Raw genomic sequence first — 16,596 nt, 5'->3', positions numbered from 1 at the left:
CGGAGAGCCTATGGCTTTAGAAACTTTCGGAATTTTTGGGTTAGAAGTATGTTGTCTTGGCATCTTGTATGTTGATTTAGCATAAAGAGTAACGAAGAGCCTGAAAAATAAGAAATAATCTTCAAGTTCCATAATTAATTACCTTTGATTTTCCCGCTTATTTATTAACAATTATATCTGCTGTAATTAGGAATCAACTTCTTGACTAGGAGAGGAACCTCTTTTAAAAGGAATTAGTTTTTTGATTAATTCAGATGTGATTAAGCCTTGGGGATAAAAAATGGTTCCCAAAACAATTAAAATTCCAAAAATAATCAAACGACCATCGCGCAAGAAATTCCCCAACCAAATTGGTAAACCATTCACGCCGCCGAGGGCGCGTAAAACTTCGGGCAAAGCAGTTAAAACAATGCCTCCCACCACTGGACCGATAAAAGTTCTTGAACCACCAATTAAAACGAAAGCCAAGAAAATAATACTGGCATCAAAAGTGCCTTGACGGGAATTCCAAGTATTGAAAAAATGGGCGCTTACCGCCCCCACAACTGCCGCTAAAACTGCCCCGAAAGTGAAGGATAAAACTTTGTGATAGGTGGGATTAATTCCCATAGCCGCAGCTGCCAATTCATCGGCACGAATGGCATTAAATGCCCGACCAATTTTGATGTTTTCTAACCGGTAGAGAAACAGCATAGTTAGGAATAAGAGGGGCAAAGCCAGCCAAAGGTAGGCTAATTGAGTGGTGAAAGGTTGGGGAATGGCGAAAATACCGACTGCACCACCAGTTATCTCGAGATTAAGGGCAATAATTCTCAAAATTTCTACCCAGGCGATCGTGGCAATAGCTAAATAAATACCTCGCAAACGGAGAACAGGAATACCTAAAACTATGGCTAATATTCCTGAAATAATGCCAGCAACTAACATTTCTAAAAAGACCAAAGTAAGGGGATAATTGCTACTGGTATTAGTAAAAACTTTCGTGGAAAGAATGGCGGCTACATAACCACCTAAAGCGTAAAAACCGGGGGTTGCTAAGGATAATTGACCAGCCATTAAGGGCAGATAAACTGAAAGGCCTAAGCTGGCTCCAAATATCATGGAAACGATTAAAAAACCATAGGTGTTAAGAAAATCAGCCATATTTTCGGTGGGCGGTTATTGGGTGTTTAAGTTACTGGAGTCAATTAGCTAATTTTATCACCGTTTTCTCCCCTCTGATTCTCTGGTAATTCTCGAAATTATCATAATTTTTTACTTGGTACTTTTCCTATAGGGTAGCGTTCGCCACCTGAAAAGCAGACGGGATGATCGATGATGGGAAAAAGTATCTTTCTTAACTTTGTCTGGGAAAAAATTCAGGGGAATTCACGAAACAGCAGCATTGGTTAGTTAACTCCGAAAACTGGTTCCTCAAACTGGTTCCTCGGACCCCTCTGGCTGAATTTCCCGATAAAATCGCAGTAACGGGCGAAAAAGTCCTAGAAGCTGAGGATAGCATCAGTTTTACCCCAGAAGCAATCCATCAGGTACAGGCGATCGGTGAGGAACCAGTAATGTGCTTTTAAACGTTTTCAATTCGCTCCTCTCACTAATCGAGCAGTGAATTTTTAGGTTAGAGAAATGATAGATAAATGAGAGGATCATGAGACAAATATGAAAGTTTTCTGAGGAAAAATTAGTTAAGATAAGGGGAAATTAAAGGATAAACAACTATAGATGTTTACTTCACTCGAACTTTTGACCATTTCTTTTGTAGCCGTGGGATTAGCCGCCGATGCCGTGGCCGTTTCTCTGACCAGTGGCCTGATGATTCGTCATATTCATGTTAATAAGGCTTTGAAAATTGCTTTGTTTTTTGGGGGATTTCAAGCGATTATGCCGATGATCGGTTGGGGTATCGGTCTAACCTGTCGGGATTTCTTCGCCTCTTTTGACCATTGGATCGCTTTTATTATTTTAGGGGTGATCGGCAGTAAAATGATCTACGAAGCTGTTCAAAATGATGATGAGGAAAAAAGGTTTAATCCTCTAGATTCCTATACTTTAATCGGATTAGCGATCGCTACTAGCATCGATGCTTTAGTAGTTGGTTTGGGTTTATCGATGATTAAAACTCCCTTACTTTTAGCTTGCACTATTATCGGTTCCATTACCTTTGCTTTATGTTTTATAGCTGTTTTTATCGGTCATAAATTCGGTAATTTATTTAGTCAAAAGGTGGAAATTCTCGGCGGTTTAGTTTTAATATTAATCGGCAGTAAAATCCTTATTGAACATTTAATTGCCTAGATTATCTCCATTTTTCACTATCCTCCCTATTTTCCCCGACTATTTCCATAGGCGAGTGGCTAATTCGGGATAACCAGCCTCAATTAAAGCCTGATCTCTGATACGACAGGAATCGCATAAACCACAGGGTTTAACTTCACCTTGATAACAAGACCAAGTATCAGCAATGGGGACCCCTAAACTAACAGCACGACGGACGATATCTACCTTACTATCCATCACCAAAGGGGCAATTAATTGGGGTGCTTTACCTTCTAAACCCGCTTTCGATGATAAATTAGCTAAAGTTTGAAAGGCCTCTAAATACTGGGGACGACAATCGGGATAACCAGAATAATCCACTGCATTAATTCCTAGATATATCGCCTCCGCTGCCCTTGCTTCCGCTAAAGAAAGAGCGATCGAAATAAAAACTGTATTTCTCCCCGGCACATAGGTAATCGGGATAATATTCGGGTTAATTCCCTCTTGGGGAATAGCAATAGATTGATCCGTTAAAGCGGAACCTCCCCACAAAGATAGATTGACTTCGATCAGATGATGTTCTTTAATATTGAGGAAATTAGCAATTTTTTTCGCCGCTGCTAATTCCCGCTCGTGTCTTTGTCCATAACGAAAAGAAAGGGCAATTAATTGATAACCAGCTGCTATAGCGATCGCTGCTGTTGTCGCTGAATCTAATCCCCCGGAAAGTAAAATAATCGCCTTTTTTGTCATTATCCTAATGTCACCTGTGTTTGTTGATAATTAGCTACTAAGATAAATTGTTTTAGCCACCGCGAACCTAACAAAATCTCCTGAATTGCCTCCCCTGCAAAAACGGGAATTTCGTATTCCTGACCATCAATTCTTACTCTGCCTAAATATATATCAAAAAATGCTTCTCCTTGGGCGGTTATCAATTTATTTTGTCGCAAAAAATGCCAATCAAGACTGTCAGCATCTTGACTATTTATGGCTAAAAACTCGGTAAAACCCGTATCCAGCATAACTTCTGCGGGTAGAATCAATCCATCATCGCCAACTAAATCAATATCAAAATAAATTTGTCCTTTGGTTCCAAATCTCCCTGCAATCATATTCTGCCACTAACTCCAGTTTCATTAATGCCAAAGATATGATGGATTTTGTCGGGATATTTTGCCCTTGCTTTTTTACTGGCCACTTCTTGATCGGGATCGATAAAATAATCGCCGCTATCGGGTTCGATCGCAATGTACCAACCATAGTAATGTTTCATTAACCGGGGCTGTAAACTCTGAAAAATCGGCCAACAACGATGATAAAATTCTAATTGTCGGGCGCGATGTTTGGCCTTTTCTTCCTCTGTAGATTGAATCTCCGGAAAAACTCGACCACGACGCACTACTCGTTCAGAATTGTTGTTAGACATAGTAAGTAATAGGACAAAATTAACTTCTTGGTTAGGATAGGCGTAATGAGTCACAGTAAGAAGCAGGGATTATTGAGAATAAAGTAATCCTTAAGCCCTAGGTGGAGAACGCTCGCCGGCTAACAAGTTGAAAAGTTCCTCAACCGCATTTGGCTCTTCTAGGTTCTGTGTGAGCATGGTACAATAGTAACACGGAACAGGAGGTGGGTTATGTGGATAAATTTTGATCAACTCCTCGATTTACCAAATGTAACAGTGGTCAATGTTCGTAGATCTGGACAAGAAAATTTGACTAGATGTGATTAAAGGACATAAGCAAGATGAATTGAGAATCCTTAAAAGCACAGCCAGAAACAGTTCGGGAGAAGGTGAAAGAAGTGAGCGTCGATATGTGGTCAGGATTTACAGCAGTGATCAAGGAATTATTTCCCAATGCTAAAATCATCTATGACCGTTTTGACTCTTTTGGATTTGGTGGGTAAAATGTATTCTAAGATACAGTCCTGCTGGCGAGCGAGTGGAAGGAACCACAAAGACACAAAGGACACAAAGATTGATCGATCCTGTGTAAGTTAAACTTATCACACAGAACCTAGAAGAGCCAGAGGACTTAAAGGACGAGCAAAAACAACAACTAGAAGTTATCTTGAAAGAACATCCCTGCTTGGCAATAGCTTGGGAAATGAAAAAAGAAATTAGACAAACTTATCAAAGTTGTAGAACGTTCAGAGGTGCTGAGAGAAAATTGGAAAAGCGGAATATTATATGAAAGTAGTGCCAGTATGATCCGGAAGCATTTGCCTGGTATTTGTAATTAGGGCTTGCTGAATAAATGTGAAATGTAGGCAAAGTAAGGGTTTTGGGGCTTTTCTTCCGAAACAGGTGCAAGATTTTGAGAGAATCGTCGTTCAAAACCTTGCGTCTTCATCGGCCCGAGTCCTGTAGGGGCGAAGCATTTGGGCATAACCTATCGGTGAAACCGGAGATTTTCTATCCGAATGCTTCGCCCGTACTTTTTGCCGCAAACCCTAATTACTCACTTGCATAAATGAGATGCTCCAGGATAATAAGGATAAAGTTATCCCCTCACCCAACCTACTTACCGACGATTTAAGAAACCGCCACCATTACCCCAGCGCGGTCGGGAATTAAAGAAACCACCACGGTCAGACCAACCATTGCCCCAGGGCCGCGCATTAACGAAACTACCACCGCGACCATCTACCCAACCACCGACACGACTATTCCCCCAACCGCGATTGCCACCATCTCCCCAGCCTAAAGCTTGTAAACTAGGATCGGCAGTACCTTCCGGCAGTTGGTTAACCCGTTCGCGTACAGCACTAGATAGACGACTTAAACGCGCTTCAATGGGATTAGCCTCGTCTGAGGCGGCCTGAGCGGTGCTAGTCAGACCGAAGGCAGATAAAGCGAGAAGAAAGCCGACTAAACCAGTTTTATTGCTGATATTCACCTGAATTTATGCTCCTATTTGGCTTCTTGGGGATTAATTTGGGCGTGTTCGATAACTTTGAAGGCAAAAAACCCCTTTAATAATTCTGGGGGGATGGGAACCAGGCCTTGACTACCGAACCAGCGATCGATTTGACTAACGGTGGCCGTATCATTGGTGATGTAATCCTGCATCATTTTAACAATGGCATAGTTGACATCATCCAAAAAAGTAGAGTTATTTTCGGGAACCATGCAAGCAATGCCAAAATTAGCTAGAGCTTCTTCGGGGACGATTTCGTAGATTTTAGGGTTATCTCTGAGGATTGTTCCCGCTAAAGAAATGCTATCCCCCGCTATGGCGTCAATTTTACCGGTTTTTAAAGCTTCGATCGCTTCTTCTACGGTGCTGTAGGTGGTAACAATTGTCGCTTGCGGTTGTACTAATTTAATCACATCCACGGCCGCAGAAGTGGGAACCAAGGCGATGCGTTTACCGATTAGGGATTGAGGAGTGGAGAGATTGCTACCTTTTTTGGCTAAAATCCTAATCCCAGAAATGCTGTAACTGATGGAAAAATCGACAACTTTCGCCCTTTCCCAAGTAAAAGCCGTACTACAAGCGATATCGATGTCCCCGCTACGAATGAGATTAATTTTCTCTCCGGGTTGGTTAGCTTCAATCATTTGCAGGGTGACGGGACGACCGAGACGAGTTTCCAATCGTTTTCTAATTCGTTCCAACACATCCATAGAATAGCCGACCAATTCCCCCTTATCATTGACGTAGGAGTAGGGAATCGCATCAAAACGGGTTCCTACGGTCAAAAATCCCGTGCGAGCCACTTTTTCCACCACTGTTTCCGCTAAACTTGCACTGGCGAGGAACATAGGTAATATGCAACCCAGTCCCACTAACTGTAAAATTTTCTTCATAAATCGAGTGCTTGCTCCCGTACAAACATAACTATACTAGAATTCGCTAAAAAATCTTCAGGGTTTCCATAATAATTTCTGTGAACTTTTACAAATTAGATGGCGGTTCAAGGCGAATTAATTGACCGTTACCTTCATCGGTGAGCAGATATAAAAATCCGTCAGGACTTTGACGCACATCCCGCACCCTCTGACCGATGGGAATCGCTTCTTGATTGATAATTTCACCCGATTTATCCACTTCCAGACGGCGAATATCTCTGGAAACTAAGCCACCGGCGAATAAATTTCCCTGCCAATTAGGAAAGCGATTACCGGTATAAAAGACCAATCCCGAAGGAGCGATCGCAGGTGTCCAAATTGTTTTCGGATCGATCAGACCTAGTCGAGATTCTTCGCGGGAAACTGGGTTATTAGTGCCGTACTCTTGACTGGCAGAAACCACTGGCCAACCGTAATTTTTACCTTTTTCAATTAAATTTAATTCATCCCCTCCTTTCGCTCCGTGTTCGGTTGCCCAGACTCGTTTAGTCATCGGATCAAAGCTGATTCCTTGAATATTCCGATGACCATAACTCCAAATTTTAGAACCCCCAAAAGGATTATCTTTCGGGATAGAACCATCGTCATTGATGCGGATAATTTTACCTAAATGACTTTGCCGATTTTGTGCCTGTTTTCTAATTAAATCTCCCGCTAATTGTAGGGGAGGATTACCCCCGTCCCCAATTGCTACCAATAAAGTGCCATCTGGTAGCCATAATAACCGCGAACCGAAGTGTTGAGAGCCGGTTTTTGTCTGGGAAACTTCAAAAATAACCCGCAGATCTCGCAAACTTGCACCATCATAAACCGCACGAGCGACGCGGGTACGATTAGCCTCCTGGTCTCCGTGGGCATAAGTTAGATAAATCCAGCGATTTTGGGCAAATTGGGGATGAATTGCCACATCCAGCAGTCCTCCTTGTCCGACGGCAAAAACTTCGGGGACTCCAGCGATGGCTTTTGGGTTCAATTTGCCCTCTCTAACCACCCTTAAACGACCTGGACGCTCTGTGATCAGGATTTCCCCGTTAGGTAGCCAAACCATCGACCAAGGATGCTCTAAACCCTCGATTACGGTCACTTTTTGCCATTGATTGGTCTGGGAATTATTCGCCGAAGTTAATACATTTGCACCTTGACAACTGGAGATAATTATGGTAAGCAAAACGCCAGATACTATAGGCGAGAAAATGCGATTAAGAGAAGTAAGCATTAGTTGGTAACTCCCCAGACAAATATTGGTCAATTTTCTCCGACTAATCAGGTTCACCCTACAATTTTAGAAACCGGGCAGTTTTAAGAAATGTTTTAGACGGTTTGACTTGATTAGGCAATGCGCTCTCCACAAGAATTCCTACCCTCGTACCCACCGTTAGCTTTAAGGGAACATCAGGTTCAAGCACTGTCCCATCAAATATGGCTTCGAGTTCTTGGAACATTATTCTTCACAGGCTATGGCTTGTTTCTAGTATAATCTCATGGGTGTGGAGCCTAAACGTTCAATCTATTAGTATTCTTAAGTATTGGCTCTCCCAGGTTTGGTGGGTAAAATGTATTCTAAGATACATTCCTCCTAGCGAGGGGGTGGAACTAACCACAAAGACACAAAGAACACAAAGATCGATCGATCCTATGTGAGTTAAACTTATCACACAGAACCTAGAAGAGCCAAGTATTTCTATGGTCAATCAATAGACATCCCCAAAAACTTATAAGCGAGTCACAACAAGGAAGAAAGGCAGATTAGACAGAAAGTCAAAATTGACTCTTATCAATCATTGTTGGGTGCAGGGTAAGCGCATCTTAACAGTCCTTAACAAAATGAACTTTATCTGAGTTGCTTACTCAGAGAGCGATTCAGGCATATTTGAGGAGAATTGGCCATCTCAATTGTTAAGCAAAAATTGACCAAATATGAAGATTTCGTGACTATTCTGATTGACTAGTATCACCTGAAATGCCCACACAGCAAGCGGATCACAAAATTGGCCAATTGTCAATAGCTTTTGAGATGCTCTCACCCTACTGTTTGGTGTTGCTAAAAGTTTGAGGTGTTGCTATGATGAGCCGAGAGTGATTTCCGATTTTTCCTTTGGAGTGTCAACATTATGACTCAAAAAATATTAGCGAAATTAATGTCTTTTGCTGGCAGCAATAAGCTAGGATTATTCAAGATAGCGATCGCATCTTCTTTTTTGGTAATTGTTCCGCAGGGGCAAGTTAAGGCTGCACTTCTTACCGTAGCGAATAACAGCTTTGAAGCCCCGATCATCACTGCCCCACAGGGGTTTACCAACGATAATACCATCACTGGCTGGGTGGTAACCCCAACAGGTTCGGCGCAGACGGGGCTTCTTAATCCATTCCAAGCTCAGAATTTTGCTTTCACCAATGGTACTACCCTTAATAACACTTTTTACAATCCAGGGGTTGGGGCTCCTAATGGAAATCAAATAGCCTACAGTAACGGGGGAACTATCTCCCAGACACTTACCGGAACAACTTTGCAAGCGGACACGAAATATACTTTGAGCGCGTCTGTGGGACGCAGAAGAATCGTCAGTACCTTTTCGGGCTTATACAATATCCAACTTTACGCCGGAGCTAACCTTCTAGCCTCTAAGAATGATATTATTCCCAATCTTGGAGACTTCGCAGATGTCAGCTTTAGCTATACCACTGCAGGTATCGGCACTCTTCCTTCAGGGGACTTAAGAATTGTTCTGACCTCAAATGGATCCCAGGTAGGTTTCGATAATATAACCCTTGACGCTACTCCCGACATTCCCGAACCTTCCGCTATATTAGGATTGCTAGGTTTCGGACTGTTGGGAATCGCTTCAAAGTTACGACAAAAACAATAAGTAGTCGTGCAAAATTAATTTCCTAGTCAGGACGGGAGACGGCTTAGATTTGTAATTAATTTTGCTTAGGTACTTAATTTAACCGAATTAGGGGTATGAAGCTTTCCGGCCACTGATTCCCCCACTAAATCTTCTGGAGAGCTATCCCTAACCCTCTCAAACTTCTTAAGATTGTTTTGACAATCCTCCCAAAGGAGTTTAGCATCATGACAATAGCAATTATTAAGTTAGATGTGACTGGAATGTGATATGACAGTCGCTTTTTTACTTTATGAAGCTATCATTCAACAATTCTGAAGTCATCCATGACTCTCCCGATTATATCAATGATGATATAATCGGTTTTTATTTCTTCTCCCAATAATTGCTCGATTCTCTTATCTTGAAAAAGTCGAGTTACAGTTCGCAGCTCTGCGGGGTATTGAGCGATTTAGAGTGCTCTTATCTTTGTGGTCCTTCCTCCCGGGAGTTAGGAACTTGGAACCCCTACACCCGCTCCAATACTGGCCAGAGTTTAGGCTGTTTACCGCGTGAGAGCGTGTCTCTTTGACCGACCACCGACTCTCCCATTGGCTCTGAAATCGGCAACACCCAAAATAGTTAAACCCTATTTAGGGTTTGCTGAATAAATCTAAAAACCTTGTTGGATAATATCTTTAGGCTTTTTTGAAATCAAAAAGTGCCAGATATGGGAGGGATCGGGGGGGAGAATTAGGCACTTTTTCCCTGAAAATTAGAGGTTCTTCGTTACTTGGTATGGTTCGATAGGGGGGCATAAATCGACTAAATCCTTATCTGGCAAGAGACTTAATTGATTAGTTCGCTCCAGATCGCAAACAATTGACAAAAATTGCGGTAATGTCTGTTTCTATAAGGGTTTCATCCCTTATAACCCCCGTCCATTGCATAACACAAACCGAAGAACCAAATTAGATAACTGACTACCTCAAAATCGGTAAAACCCTACACCCCACACCCACGAAAAACTTTTTCAGCAGACCCTATTTAGAATGGGAGTTACCGGACAATTTAGCGGCTTTTCTCCTCAAGACTTAAATTAATCGTGCCGCGGGGGTTTATTGGTCGCAGAACCCGCCGGAACGACCTTGTAGGTGGGGGGGATACCTTTGAGGGAAATGAGCGTATTCATCACCGTTTTTGCCACGGGAGCGGCCACAGTGGAGCCAAAAGTATTCGCACCCTTGGGTTCATCCACCACCACCAAAACCACATAACGGGGCGATTCGATCGGTAAAATCGCCACAAAACTGGTAATTTTGGCGTTAGGTAGATAACCCCCCGTCGGACTAGCTTTTTGTGCGGTTCCCGTTTTACCTCCGATGCGATAACCAGGGATTTGGGCTGCTACCCCCGTCCCCTTGCTAACGACGGTTTCCATCATTTCCACCACTTGCCGGGCCACGGTGGGAGAAAAGACTTTTTTGCTGGGATAATCGGGCCGCCAGTGCAAACGGCCGCGGTCGTCGGCTAATCCTTTGATCACATGGGGAGTCACCAGGGTGCCACCATTGGCCAGCGCACCGTGCAATTGTACTAATTTTAAAGGCGTTAGGGATAAACCTTGACCAAAGGAAGCGGTGGCCGATTCAATGGCATTATCCAGAAATTCTGGTTCGGGTTTGAGATATCCTGCCACTTCTCCGGGTAAATCTACACCAACCCTTTGATTTATTTTCAATCCTAATAAACTTTTATAGAAATCAACTCGCCTCATTTTTTGGGCAATTTGCACCATAGCCACGTTACTAGAGGTTTGCAGAACTTGGGCCATATCTAGCGCCCCATTACCCTGTTTAGAGGCATTTTTAATCGTCCAGGGACCGACAGTAATCGCCCCCGGATCATTGACTACCGTATTAGCTTTAACTGCCCCTGCTTCCATGGCCAGGGCGATAATAATTGGTTTAAAAGTTGACCCCGGTTCGTACTGATCGGCTACGGTCCAATTTTTAAATAGAGCCACATTGGCTTTATAGTATTCATTGGGGTTAAAAGTTGGCTCACAAACTAGGGCTAAAAGAGAACCATCAAGGGAGTCCATGACGATGACAGCTCCCCGTTTAGCATTAAATTTCTTTAGCTGTTCCCGCAAGGCCGTCCGGGCTGCTCTTTGTAGTTTTAAATCGAGGGTTACTTCTAACTGTAATTCATCAAATTGAAAGATACCATCGGGAACAAAAGCCGGTAAAATTCGCCCGTCTCCCATGCGTCTTGTATTGACAGAAAAAGGATCTCTTTCTAATAACTGACTGGAACCTCTCTCTAATCCTGCCTGGCCACGATGTTCTTTATCTACATAGCCAATCACGTCGGCTGCCACATCGTCTTGGGGATAATAACGAGCGTATTTTTCCTCTAATTCTACACCATCAAGAGATAATTGTTTTAAGCCCCTAGCCACGGATTCGGTTAATTGATTGGCTAAACGAATTCCTGTTTCTTTTTCTTTAAATCTTTGAATCAGTTGATTAGTAGGAATATTTAATAAAGGAGCTAATTTATCAGCCACTTCTGCCGGGGGAATAGCAAACAGTTTTGGGTGTACATAAAGAGTATAAATCAAGCGATCAGTCGCTAAAACATTACCATTACTATCGACGATCGCCCGCCGGGGAATATAGGGTCTAATACTGGTAGTTTGCTGTTGTCTGGCTCTTTTTTGCAATTCCTGCGCTTGGACTATTTGTAATTGGTACAATCGCCAGGCTAAACCCACAATACCCATGACTAAAATCAACCACACCGCCATCAATCGCCCGTTACTCACAGGCATTTTTTTTGACTGTTGTTGCCGTTTTTTGTCGTTTAAATAGGACTTTCTGTCCCGAATCCTGCCCGAGGGCGATCGAGTTTCTTTGCTTCTAAATTGGGGTCTTTTTGTGTCAGTCATGAGCAGTATCTTTCAGTTATCAGTTATCAGTAAACAGTGATCAGTGATCAGTGATCAGTAAACAGTGATCAGTAAATAGTAATCAGTGATCGGTAAAAAGACAGTAGGAAACTTCTATTTAATACTGCACACTTAACAACTCACATCTGATAACTTTTAACTTACCCACTGATAACTGATAACTGATAACTGTTAATAGGCACTTCTGGGTTGAGAATTGACGGTAGATTGGGATTGAGAAGCGGGATACTGTTTCAGGTTAGGAGCCGATTTACGCTGTAAAAAGATAGTTTGGAAGGGTTGGGGATGAGTTAATCCGGTTTCGGGTTTTTCTGCTTGTTCAGCTAGTTGATGTTTAAGGGTTTCATTGGTAGCCAAAAGATTGCGCTCGTGACGTTGCAGTGTTTCCAGTTTACCAAATTCTTTGTCCCAAACCTTGGGAATATATACCGTCCAAGCATATATTCCCAGAGTCGAACCCAACAGACAAAAAGTAATCACAGCTACTATTCTTTCTAGGAGGCAAAGGAAACGTAATTGACGCGAGGCTAATTGTTTTTGTGTTGGGGCCACGGGAACTCTCACCACCGATTTAGTCGTCGGTTTTACTGTTGGGGTCGTCTGATTTACTGGTGACTGGGGACGAGGCTGACTGCCTTGGCTTTTTGGGCGAGAAACGGGAAGGGGAATATAAGAATTATGGGCAGCAGACATGATTTTCTCTCAATATTTCTAGCTAGTGGTCGTTGTCAAAAATTAAGTTTCTAAAATTAGGAGTCGGTCATCAGTAGTCAGTCGGAAATATTTAATTGATCACTGTCGCCTTTTTTCCTTTTTACCTTAAAATCACTGTTCTAGCTCTAGACGTAAACGATATAAGATAGTTTGCGGATGAACTTGAGCAAGAATTTGATTAATCACCGTACTCGGTCCAGATGCCCCCCAACTACAACCGCGTTCTAGATAGATTTTAGCGGCTTTCCCGATGATATAGGTTCCATAAGCAGCAATTGCTCCCTGTAGGAGAGCGGTGCTACCGTAGAGAGTTAAAGAGGTGGGATTTTCAAAAATACTCGCCGCTGCCGCTGCCGTTTTGCCCAAACCGATAATCACAGTGCTGAGGATTTCCCCCACCAGCAACCCCCCACTGCTCAAAAGTAGAGTCCGCCAGAGTTGACCAGCTTGGTGACTGGTAATTGGCAGGCCGTACAAACGAGCTAAAGCCCGAACTAGAGTCAAATCGACGATTGAAGCCCCTAGTAGGTCTAAAATAGCGATCGGATTGGCCGCAATCGCTAAAGCCTTATATTTTGCGTATTGCCAGATAATTTCCTCCGCTTGACTGTCCCGGAGTTCCAGGGTTTTTCTAGCGATATTTTCCTCCGCTTCTTGCCCCTGCACTAAAGCATTTAAGGCCAGCAGCGATCGCCCTTCCCGATTTAAAATCGTTAAGAGTTTATCTTGCAGCTCCTCAATTTGGGGGGGAGGGGTTTCCCACTCAGTCACCACGCTCCCATCGGGGTATTCCACCCGGACGGGAATCGGTTGCGGTTCGGCGGCTACCATAACTATCTCATCGCTAGTTAACAAATCTTCTAACGTTTTTTCGTCCCGATTGGTTCCTAATCTCTGTAACTGCTGAAAAATCTGACGGCGATCAGCTTCTGGATAGAGATCAATCTTATTAAACACCAAAATAATCGGTTTTTTCGCCCCGCGCAATTCTCCTAAGGCCTCGTATTCGGTGCGGGTAATATCCCCAGCGACGATAAATAAAATCAAATCGGCACTTTTAGCGACTTCTCTGGCCATATTCGCCCGCGCTTCCCCTTCAATCTCATCCAATCCGGGGGTATCGATTAATTCTATCTGAATTTTACCCGTGGCTGGTGTCCAACGCACCGATCGCGGCCAGCGTGTCACCCCGTGCAGGGGTCCAGTTGTCAGGACTTTTTGACCGACTAAAGCGTTTACCACCGAGGATTTACCGCGACTGACTAACCCGAAGGCTGCCACCCGAATCACCGTTTCATCCAGTTTATCCAAGGCCGATTTTAAGGACTGCAAATCCTGTTTAACGGCGGCCTGAAGTTGGGGATCGGGGGGATAATTCCAATGGCGGCGAAAACTGGCATACCAAGTTAAGGCCTGTTGTAAACTAGCCTTAGCCTGATTGTAATGAGTTTCCTCGAGGGATGGGGTCTTGGTCACGGTTGATTTTTTAACTGTTTATTGATGCTGCTGCCTTTATTGTAGAGTTTCGGGGCGGTAACTGAGATGAGGTTATCTGGGGCCAGGGGAAGACTTTTCAGTAATCAGTGAAAAGAAATTAGCGAAGTTTTCCACTAAAACCCTAACACCTAACATCCTACTCCGCCAATCCCAATTGTCCCAATAGCTGAAGGATAGTTTTTCCGGTTACGGGATCTCGCCAATCGGGGGCAATTTCTGCCAGGGGAAGCAGCACGAAGGCCCGTTCTCGGCAGCGGGGATGGGGTATCTGTAATTCGGGCGTTTCTAAGATCAGGTCTTCATAAAATATTAAGTCTAAATCGAGGGTACGCGGTCCCCATCTTTCCCGTCGGACTCTCCCGAATAACTGCTCGATTTCTAATAATTTATGCAGTAAATCTAGGGGCGATAAATCCACTTGCACAATGGCGCCACCGTTGAGATAATCGGGCTGAGGCAGCCCGACGGCCGCGGTTTGATACCATTGGGAATGAGCTTCTAGTTTAATTCCTTTGACTCGCTCTAATTCCCCTAAAGCTTGCCCTAAAATTGTCGCTGAATCTCCTAAATTACTGCCCAGAGCGATCGCTGCTCGCTTCATCCACATCCTTCCTCAACAATAATCTCGGCTAATTCCCCCGTCGCTCCCAAAGATTTACCTAAAAATATATTGACATTTGGATGCTTTTGTGATAGTTCAAAAACTTGGGCTTCGATCGCATCCGTAATTCCACCAGCAAAGAGGAAATAGGGCAGTATAGCGATTTTTTGGCTACCTTGAGCGATTAAACTCTCGATTTGTTGGGATAAACTCGGTTCTATCGACCAATAGGCTGTAATTGCTCCAAAAAACGCCGCTAGATTTTCCACCTCCCGATTACCCCCGGAGCGACGACTACCGTGGGATAGTAAAATGCGGTCTTGGGGGCTTAAATCAGCAAATTGTCGGGATAACAGCGATTTTATGCCCTGATAACTGCCTAAATGGGGCTTTAACTCTAGCTTGATCGGCGATCGCACTTTGGCCACGGCCGCGGGAATATCTTCTTTAACGTGAACCCCCGACAGGAGAAACAGGGGGATAATCTGCAACCAGTTACATCCTTGGCTTTGTGCTTGTTGGGCAAAAGCTTCTATTTGTTGATGGAGCGGTGTTATCGCTAATTCTAGGGCGGCAGTCCCGACTAATACCCGATTATCTGCTTCTAGAACCGCTAGAGATGGGCTAAACTCCGATTTACTCCCTAATCTTTCGGCGGGTTGACTGATTTTTTCTTGAACTAAGGCTGCTAATTGCGTCACCGCCATGGCTGGACGCGGATCGCGACTACCGTGGAAAACCAATAAATAGGCTGAGGAGGTCTTCAAAGAAATCTTGCCAAAATAGTTTAGTTTTTAGCCTAATACATTTTCTCTCCCTTTAGGCATAAATGCCCCTGATATTCTCGATTTAGCTGGTAAGCGGGAAAACGTCCCCATTGGTGGGAAGTGCTACCATTTTACGCGATGTAAAGTGTGAGCAAATCGGCCCGCCGGCTTGAGTTAGCCTAGATATTGAGGTATAACCTAATTAATCGCCCAACTTAGTCAACGAGGCAGTTAACGTGAAAGTGGAAACAGACAGTAAACAATTACCCTCCTACGAACAACCACCCCTAATAGAAGTGGTAAAATTACCTACAGTTTTATCATCAGAATCTTGCCGGATAGACGCAGCAGAAGATGATGATGATGAACTGGATTGTCGGGGAGTTTTTGTAGTTTCTCATCAACCGAAAATCTTATTTTCCGAAGAAGTAAACATTAAATCTCAGGAAAAATCCACTTGGAAACCTTGTGTTATAATTGATAAGTCTCGAATCGAAGATGATAACTAATGACCTTTGGTATGAGGCGGTAGATGCAAATGTTGAGTTAACCCAAGGGGATATTATTCTTAATTGTCCTGTGGTTCGTTGGGCTTCTAAATCTGTTGAGGTAAGCAATCAAACAGAAATTGAAACCCTTCGATCCTTAGTGGAAGTAGCTGAGATTGATCTGGTTGTTATCACCCAAGGCTGCGACTTAGAAAACAAGAAAGTCAATAATGTCATCCTTTCCCCTCACTTTGCTCTCAGTCAATATCAAGAATATTGGGAACAGACAATGAACAATATGAAACAAAATCCTACGGCCAAGGCGTGGGGGAGATATTGTGATGATATTAAAAATGGTTATATATGGAATCTTTCTATGCTCAACGAAGGGGAAATCGGCAACCTAAAATTAACTCATCGAATAGTTGATTTTCATGATGTGTACACTTTACCGAGGACTTTTTTGGAATCCTTCTTGCAAAATAAACAGCAACCTCGACTTCGTTTACGTCCTCCCTATCGTGAACATTTATCTCAAGCTTTCGCTAGATTTTTTATGCGAGTTGGTTTACCTACAGGAGTAAAAAAAGTCTGGTAATAGATAAATCACCTTAA

General features: G+C 43.3%; 16 protein-coding genes and 2 pseudogenes. 6 read left to right on the top strand and 12 right to left on the bottom strand.

Going from position 1 to position 16,596, the window contains the following annotated elements:
* Positions 1–186: 186 nt before the first annotated feature.
* Positions 187–1,143, bottom strand: a complete 957-nt coding sequence (locus H6G40_RS15460; RefSeq protein WP_002736611.1) for a branched-chain amino acid ABC transporter permease — start codon at positions 1,141–1,143, stop codon at positions 187–189.
* A 576-nt stretch (positions 1,144–1,719) separates the two neighbouring features.
* Here H6G40_RS15460 and H6G40_RS15455 point away from each other — a divergent pair.
* Positions 1,720–2,292, top strand: a complete 573-nt coding sequence (locus H6G40_RS15455; RefSeq protein ID WP_002738103.1) for a manganese efflux pump MntP — start codon at positions 1,720–1,722, stop codon at positions 2,290–2,292.
* Positions 2,293–2,331: 39 nt separating this feature from the next.
* Here H6G40_RS15455 and queC read toward each other — a convergent pair whose 3' ends face one another.
* Genes queC through H6G40_RS15440 form a run of 3 tightly spaced genes read right to left on the bottom strand, consistent with a single transcriptional unit; the run spans position 2,332 to position 3,685 of the window.
* Entirely contained in the window at positions 2,332–3,009 is a 678-nt protein-coding gene (gene queC / locus H6G40_RS15450) for a 7-cyano-7-deazaguanine synthase QueC (RefSeq protein WP_002742134.1), read from the bottom strand.
* A complete protein-coding gene (locus H6G40_RS15445; RefSeq protein ID WP_002735719.1) occupies positions 3,009–3,371 on the bottom strand; it encodes a hypothetical protein in 363 nt (120 codons plus the stop codon). Before H6G40_RS15445 ends, queC begins: the two co-directional genes overlap by 1 nt.
* Complete coding sequence (locus tag H6G40_RS15440) at positions 3,368–3,685, bottom strand: hypothetical protein (RefSeq protein WP_002736011.1); 318 nt, start codon at positions 3,683–3,685, stop codon at positions 3,368–3,370. Before H6G40_RS15440 ends, H6G40_RS15445 begins: the two co-directional genes overlap by 4 nt.
* A 268-nt stretch (positions 3,686–3,953) precedes the next feature.
* On the opposite strand from H6G40_RS15440, the pseudogene H6G40_RS24190 reads away from it, so the two are divergent.
* Together H6G40_RS24190 and H6G40_RS24185 are read left to right on the top strand one after the other, a co-directional pair.
* Positions 3,954–4,146: pseudogene (locus H6G40_RS24190) on the top strand (transposase); the annotation flags it as partial.
* Between the two features lie 143 nt (positions 4,147–4,289).
* Positions 4,290–4,500: pseudogene (locus H6G40_RS24185) on the top strand (ISL3 family transposase); the annotation flags it as partial.
* Positions 4,501–4,784: 284 nt separating this feature from the next.
* Here H6G40_RS24185 and grrA read toward each other — a convergent pair.
* The 3 genes from grrA to H6G40_RS15420 form a co-directional block, all read right to left on the bottom strand.
* The gene (gene grrA / locus H6G40_RS15430) at positions 4,785–5,159 is read right to left on the bottom strand and encodes a GrrA/OscA1 family cyclophane-containing rSAM-modified RiPP (protein ID WP_002736677.1); all 375 of its coding nucleotides are present in this window, start codon (positions 5,157–5,159) and stop codon (positions 4,785–4,787) included.
* A gap of 14 nt (positions 5,160–5,173) precedes the next feature.
* Positions 5,174–6,073 carry an extracellular substrate binding-like orphan protein GrrP gene (gene grrP / locus H6G40_RS15425; protein ID WP_002773743.1) on the bottom strand — a complete coding sequence of 300 codons (900 nt, stop codon included), beginning with the start codon at positions 6,071–6,073 and terminating at the stop codon, positions 5,174–5,176.
* Between the two features lie 88 nt (positions 6,074–6,161).
* Positions 6,162–7,331, bottom strand: a complete 1,170-nt coding sequence (locus H6G40_RS15420) for a PQQ-dependent sugar dehydrogenase (protein WP_190537914.1) — start codon at positions 7,329–7,331, stop codon at positions 6,162–6,164.
* An 895-nt stretch (positions 7,332–8,226) separates the two neighbouring features.
* Here H6G40_RS15420 and H6G40_RS15415 point away from each other — a divergent pair.
* Positions 8,227–8,982: a PEP-CTERM sorting domain-containing protein gene (locus H6G40_RS15415; protein ID WP_190537912.1), complete on the top strand. Its 756-nt coding sequence runs from the start codon at positions 8,227–8,229 to the stop codon at positions 8,980–8,982.
* Positions 8,983–10,039: 1,057 nt separating this feature from the next.
* Here the strand turns inward: H6G40_RS15415 and H6G40_RS15410 are convergent.
* The 5 genes from H6G40_RS15410 to H6G40_RS15390 form a co-directional block, all read right to left on the bottom strand.
* The gene (locus tag H6G40_RS15410; protein WP_069474182.1) at positions 10,040–11,893 is read right to left on the bottom strand and encodes a peptidoglycan D,D-transpeptidase FtsI family protein; all 1,854 of its coding nucleotides are present in this window, start codon (positions 11,891–11,893) and stop codon (positions 10,040–10,042) included.
* Between the two features lie 192 nt (positions 11,894–12,085).
* Positions 12,086–12,607, bottom strand: coding sequence for a hypothetical protein (locus H6G40_RS15405; protein WP_002755170.1), 522 nt, complete (start codon positions 12,605–12,607; stop codon positions 12,086–12,088).
* 132 nt (positions 12,608–12,739) lie between these two features.
* Positions 12,740–14,104, bottom strand: coding sequence for a GTP-binding protein (locus H6G40_RS15400; RefSeq protein ID WP_002755169.1), 1,365 nt, complete (start codon positions 14,102–14,104; stop codon positions 12,740–12,742).
* Positions 14,105–14,261: 157 nt separating this feature from the next.
* The gene (folK, locus tag H6G40_RS15395; protein ID WP_002738130.1) at positions 14,262–14,726 is read right to left on the bottom strand and encodes a 2-amino-4-hydroxy-6-hydroxymethyldihydropteridine diphosphokinase; all 465 of its coding nucleotides are present in this window, start codon (positions 14,724–14,726) and stop codon (positions 14,262–14,264) included.
* Positions 14,723–15,433 (bottom strand): sirohydrochlorin chelatase, encoded by a 711-nt coding sequence (locus H6G40_RS15390; protein ID WP_069474191.1) that lies wholly within the window; start codon positions 15,431–15,433, stop codon positions 14,723–14,725. The genes folK and H6G40_RS15390 overlap by 4 nt, the downstream gene beginning before the upstream one ends.
* 296 nt (positions 15,434–15,729) lie before the next feature.
* On the opposite strand from H6G40_RS15390, the gene H6G40_RS15385 reads away from it, so the two are divergent.
* Positions 15,730–16,002 (top strand): hypothetical protein, encoded by a 273-nt coding sequence (locus tag H6G40_RS15385; RefSeq protein ID WP_002736556.1) that lies wholly within the window; start codon positions 15,730–15,732, stop codon positions 16,000–16,002.
* Positions 15,992–16,579 (top strand): hypothetical protein, encoded by a 588-nt coding sequence (locus H6G40_RS15380; protein WP_002738075.1) that lies wholly within the window; start codon positions 15,992–15,994, stop codon positions 16,577–16,579. The genes H6G40_RS15385 and H6G40_RS15380 overlap by 11 nt, the downstream gene beginning before the upstream one ends.
* Positions 16,580–16,596 lie beyond the last annotated feature (17 nt).

Source organism: Microcystis viridis FACHB-1342 (assembly GCF_014698335.1).
Classification (GTDB): Bacteria; Cyanobacteriota; Cyanobacteriia; order Cyanobacteriales; family Microcystaceae; genus Microcystis; species Microcystis ichthyoblabe_A.
The sequence above is the reverse complement of the archived record's forward strand: the minus strand, read 5'-3'. Positions and strand labels throughout refer to the sequence as shown.

Excerpts from the sequence above, each read along its gene's own strand:
- H6G40_RS15440 (WP_002736011.1), bottom strand. The coding sequence starts at position 3,685 with ATGTCTAACAACAATTCTGAACGAGTAGTGCGTCGTGGTCGAGTTTTT.
- grrP (WP_002773743.1), bottom strand. The coding sequence starts at position 6,073 with ATGAAGAAAATTTTACAGTTAGTGGGACTGGGTTGCATATTACCTATG.
- H6G40_RS15455 (WP_002738103.1), top strand. The coding sequence starts at position 1,720 with ATGTTTACTTCACTCGAACTTTTGACCATTTCTTTTGTAGCCGTGGGA.
- H6G40_RS15405 (WP_002755170.1), bottom strand. The coding sequence starts at position 12,607 with ATGTCTGCTGCCCATAATTCTTATATTCCCCTTCCCGTTTCTCGCCCA.
- queC (WP_002742134.1), bottom strand. The coding sequence starts at position 3,009 with ATGACAAAAAAGGCGATTATTTTACTTTCCGGGGGATTAGATTCAGCG.
- H6G40_RS15410 (WP_069474182.1), bottom strand. The coding sequence starts at position 11,893 with ATGACTGACACAAAAAGACCCCAATTTAGAAGCAAAGAAACTCGATCG.
- H6G40_RS15420 (WP_190537914.1), bottom strand. The coding sequence starts at position 7,331 with ATGCTTACTTCTCTTAATCGCATTTTCTCGCCTATAGTATCTGGCGTT.
- folK (WP_002738130.1), bottom strand. The coding sequence starts at position 14,726 with ATGAAGCGAGCAGCGATCGCTCTGGGCAGTAATTTAGGAGATTCAGCG.
- H6G40_RS15415 (WP_190537912.1), top strand. The coding sequence starts at position 8,227 with ATGACTCAAAAAATATTAGCGAAATTAATGTCTTTTGCTGGCAGCAAT.
- H6G40_RS15380 (WP_002738075.1), top strand. The coding sequence starts at position 15,992 with ATGATAACTAATGACCTTTGGTATGAGGCGGTAGATGCAAATGTTGAG.
- H6G40_RS15445 (WP_002735719.1), bottom strand. The coding sequence starts at position 3,371 with ATGATTGCAGGGAGATTTGGAACCAAAGGACAAATTTATTTTGATATT.
- H6G40_RS15460 (WP_002736611.1), bottom strand. The coding sequence starts at position 1,143 with ATGGCTGATTTTCTTAACACCTATGGTTTTTTAATCGTTTCCATGATA.
- H6G40_RS15390 (WP_069474191.1), bottom strand. The coding sequence starts at position 15,433 with ATGGCGGTGACGCAATTAGCAGCCTTAGTTCAAGAAAAAATCAGTCAA.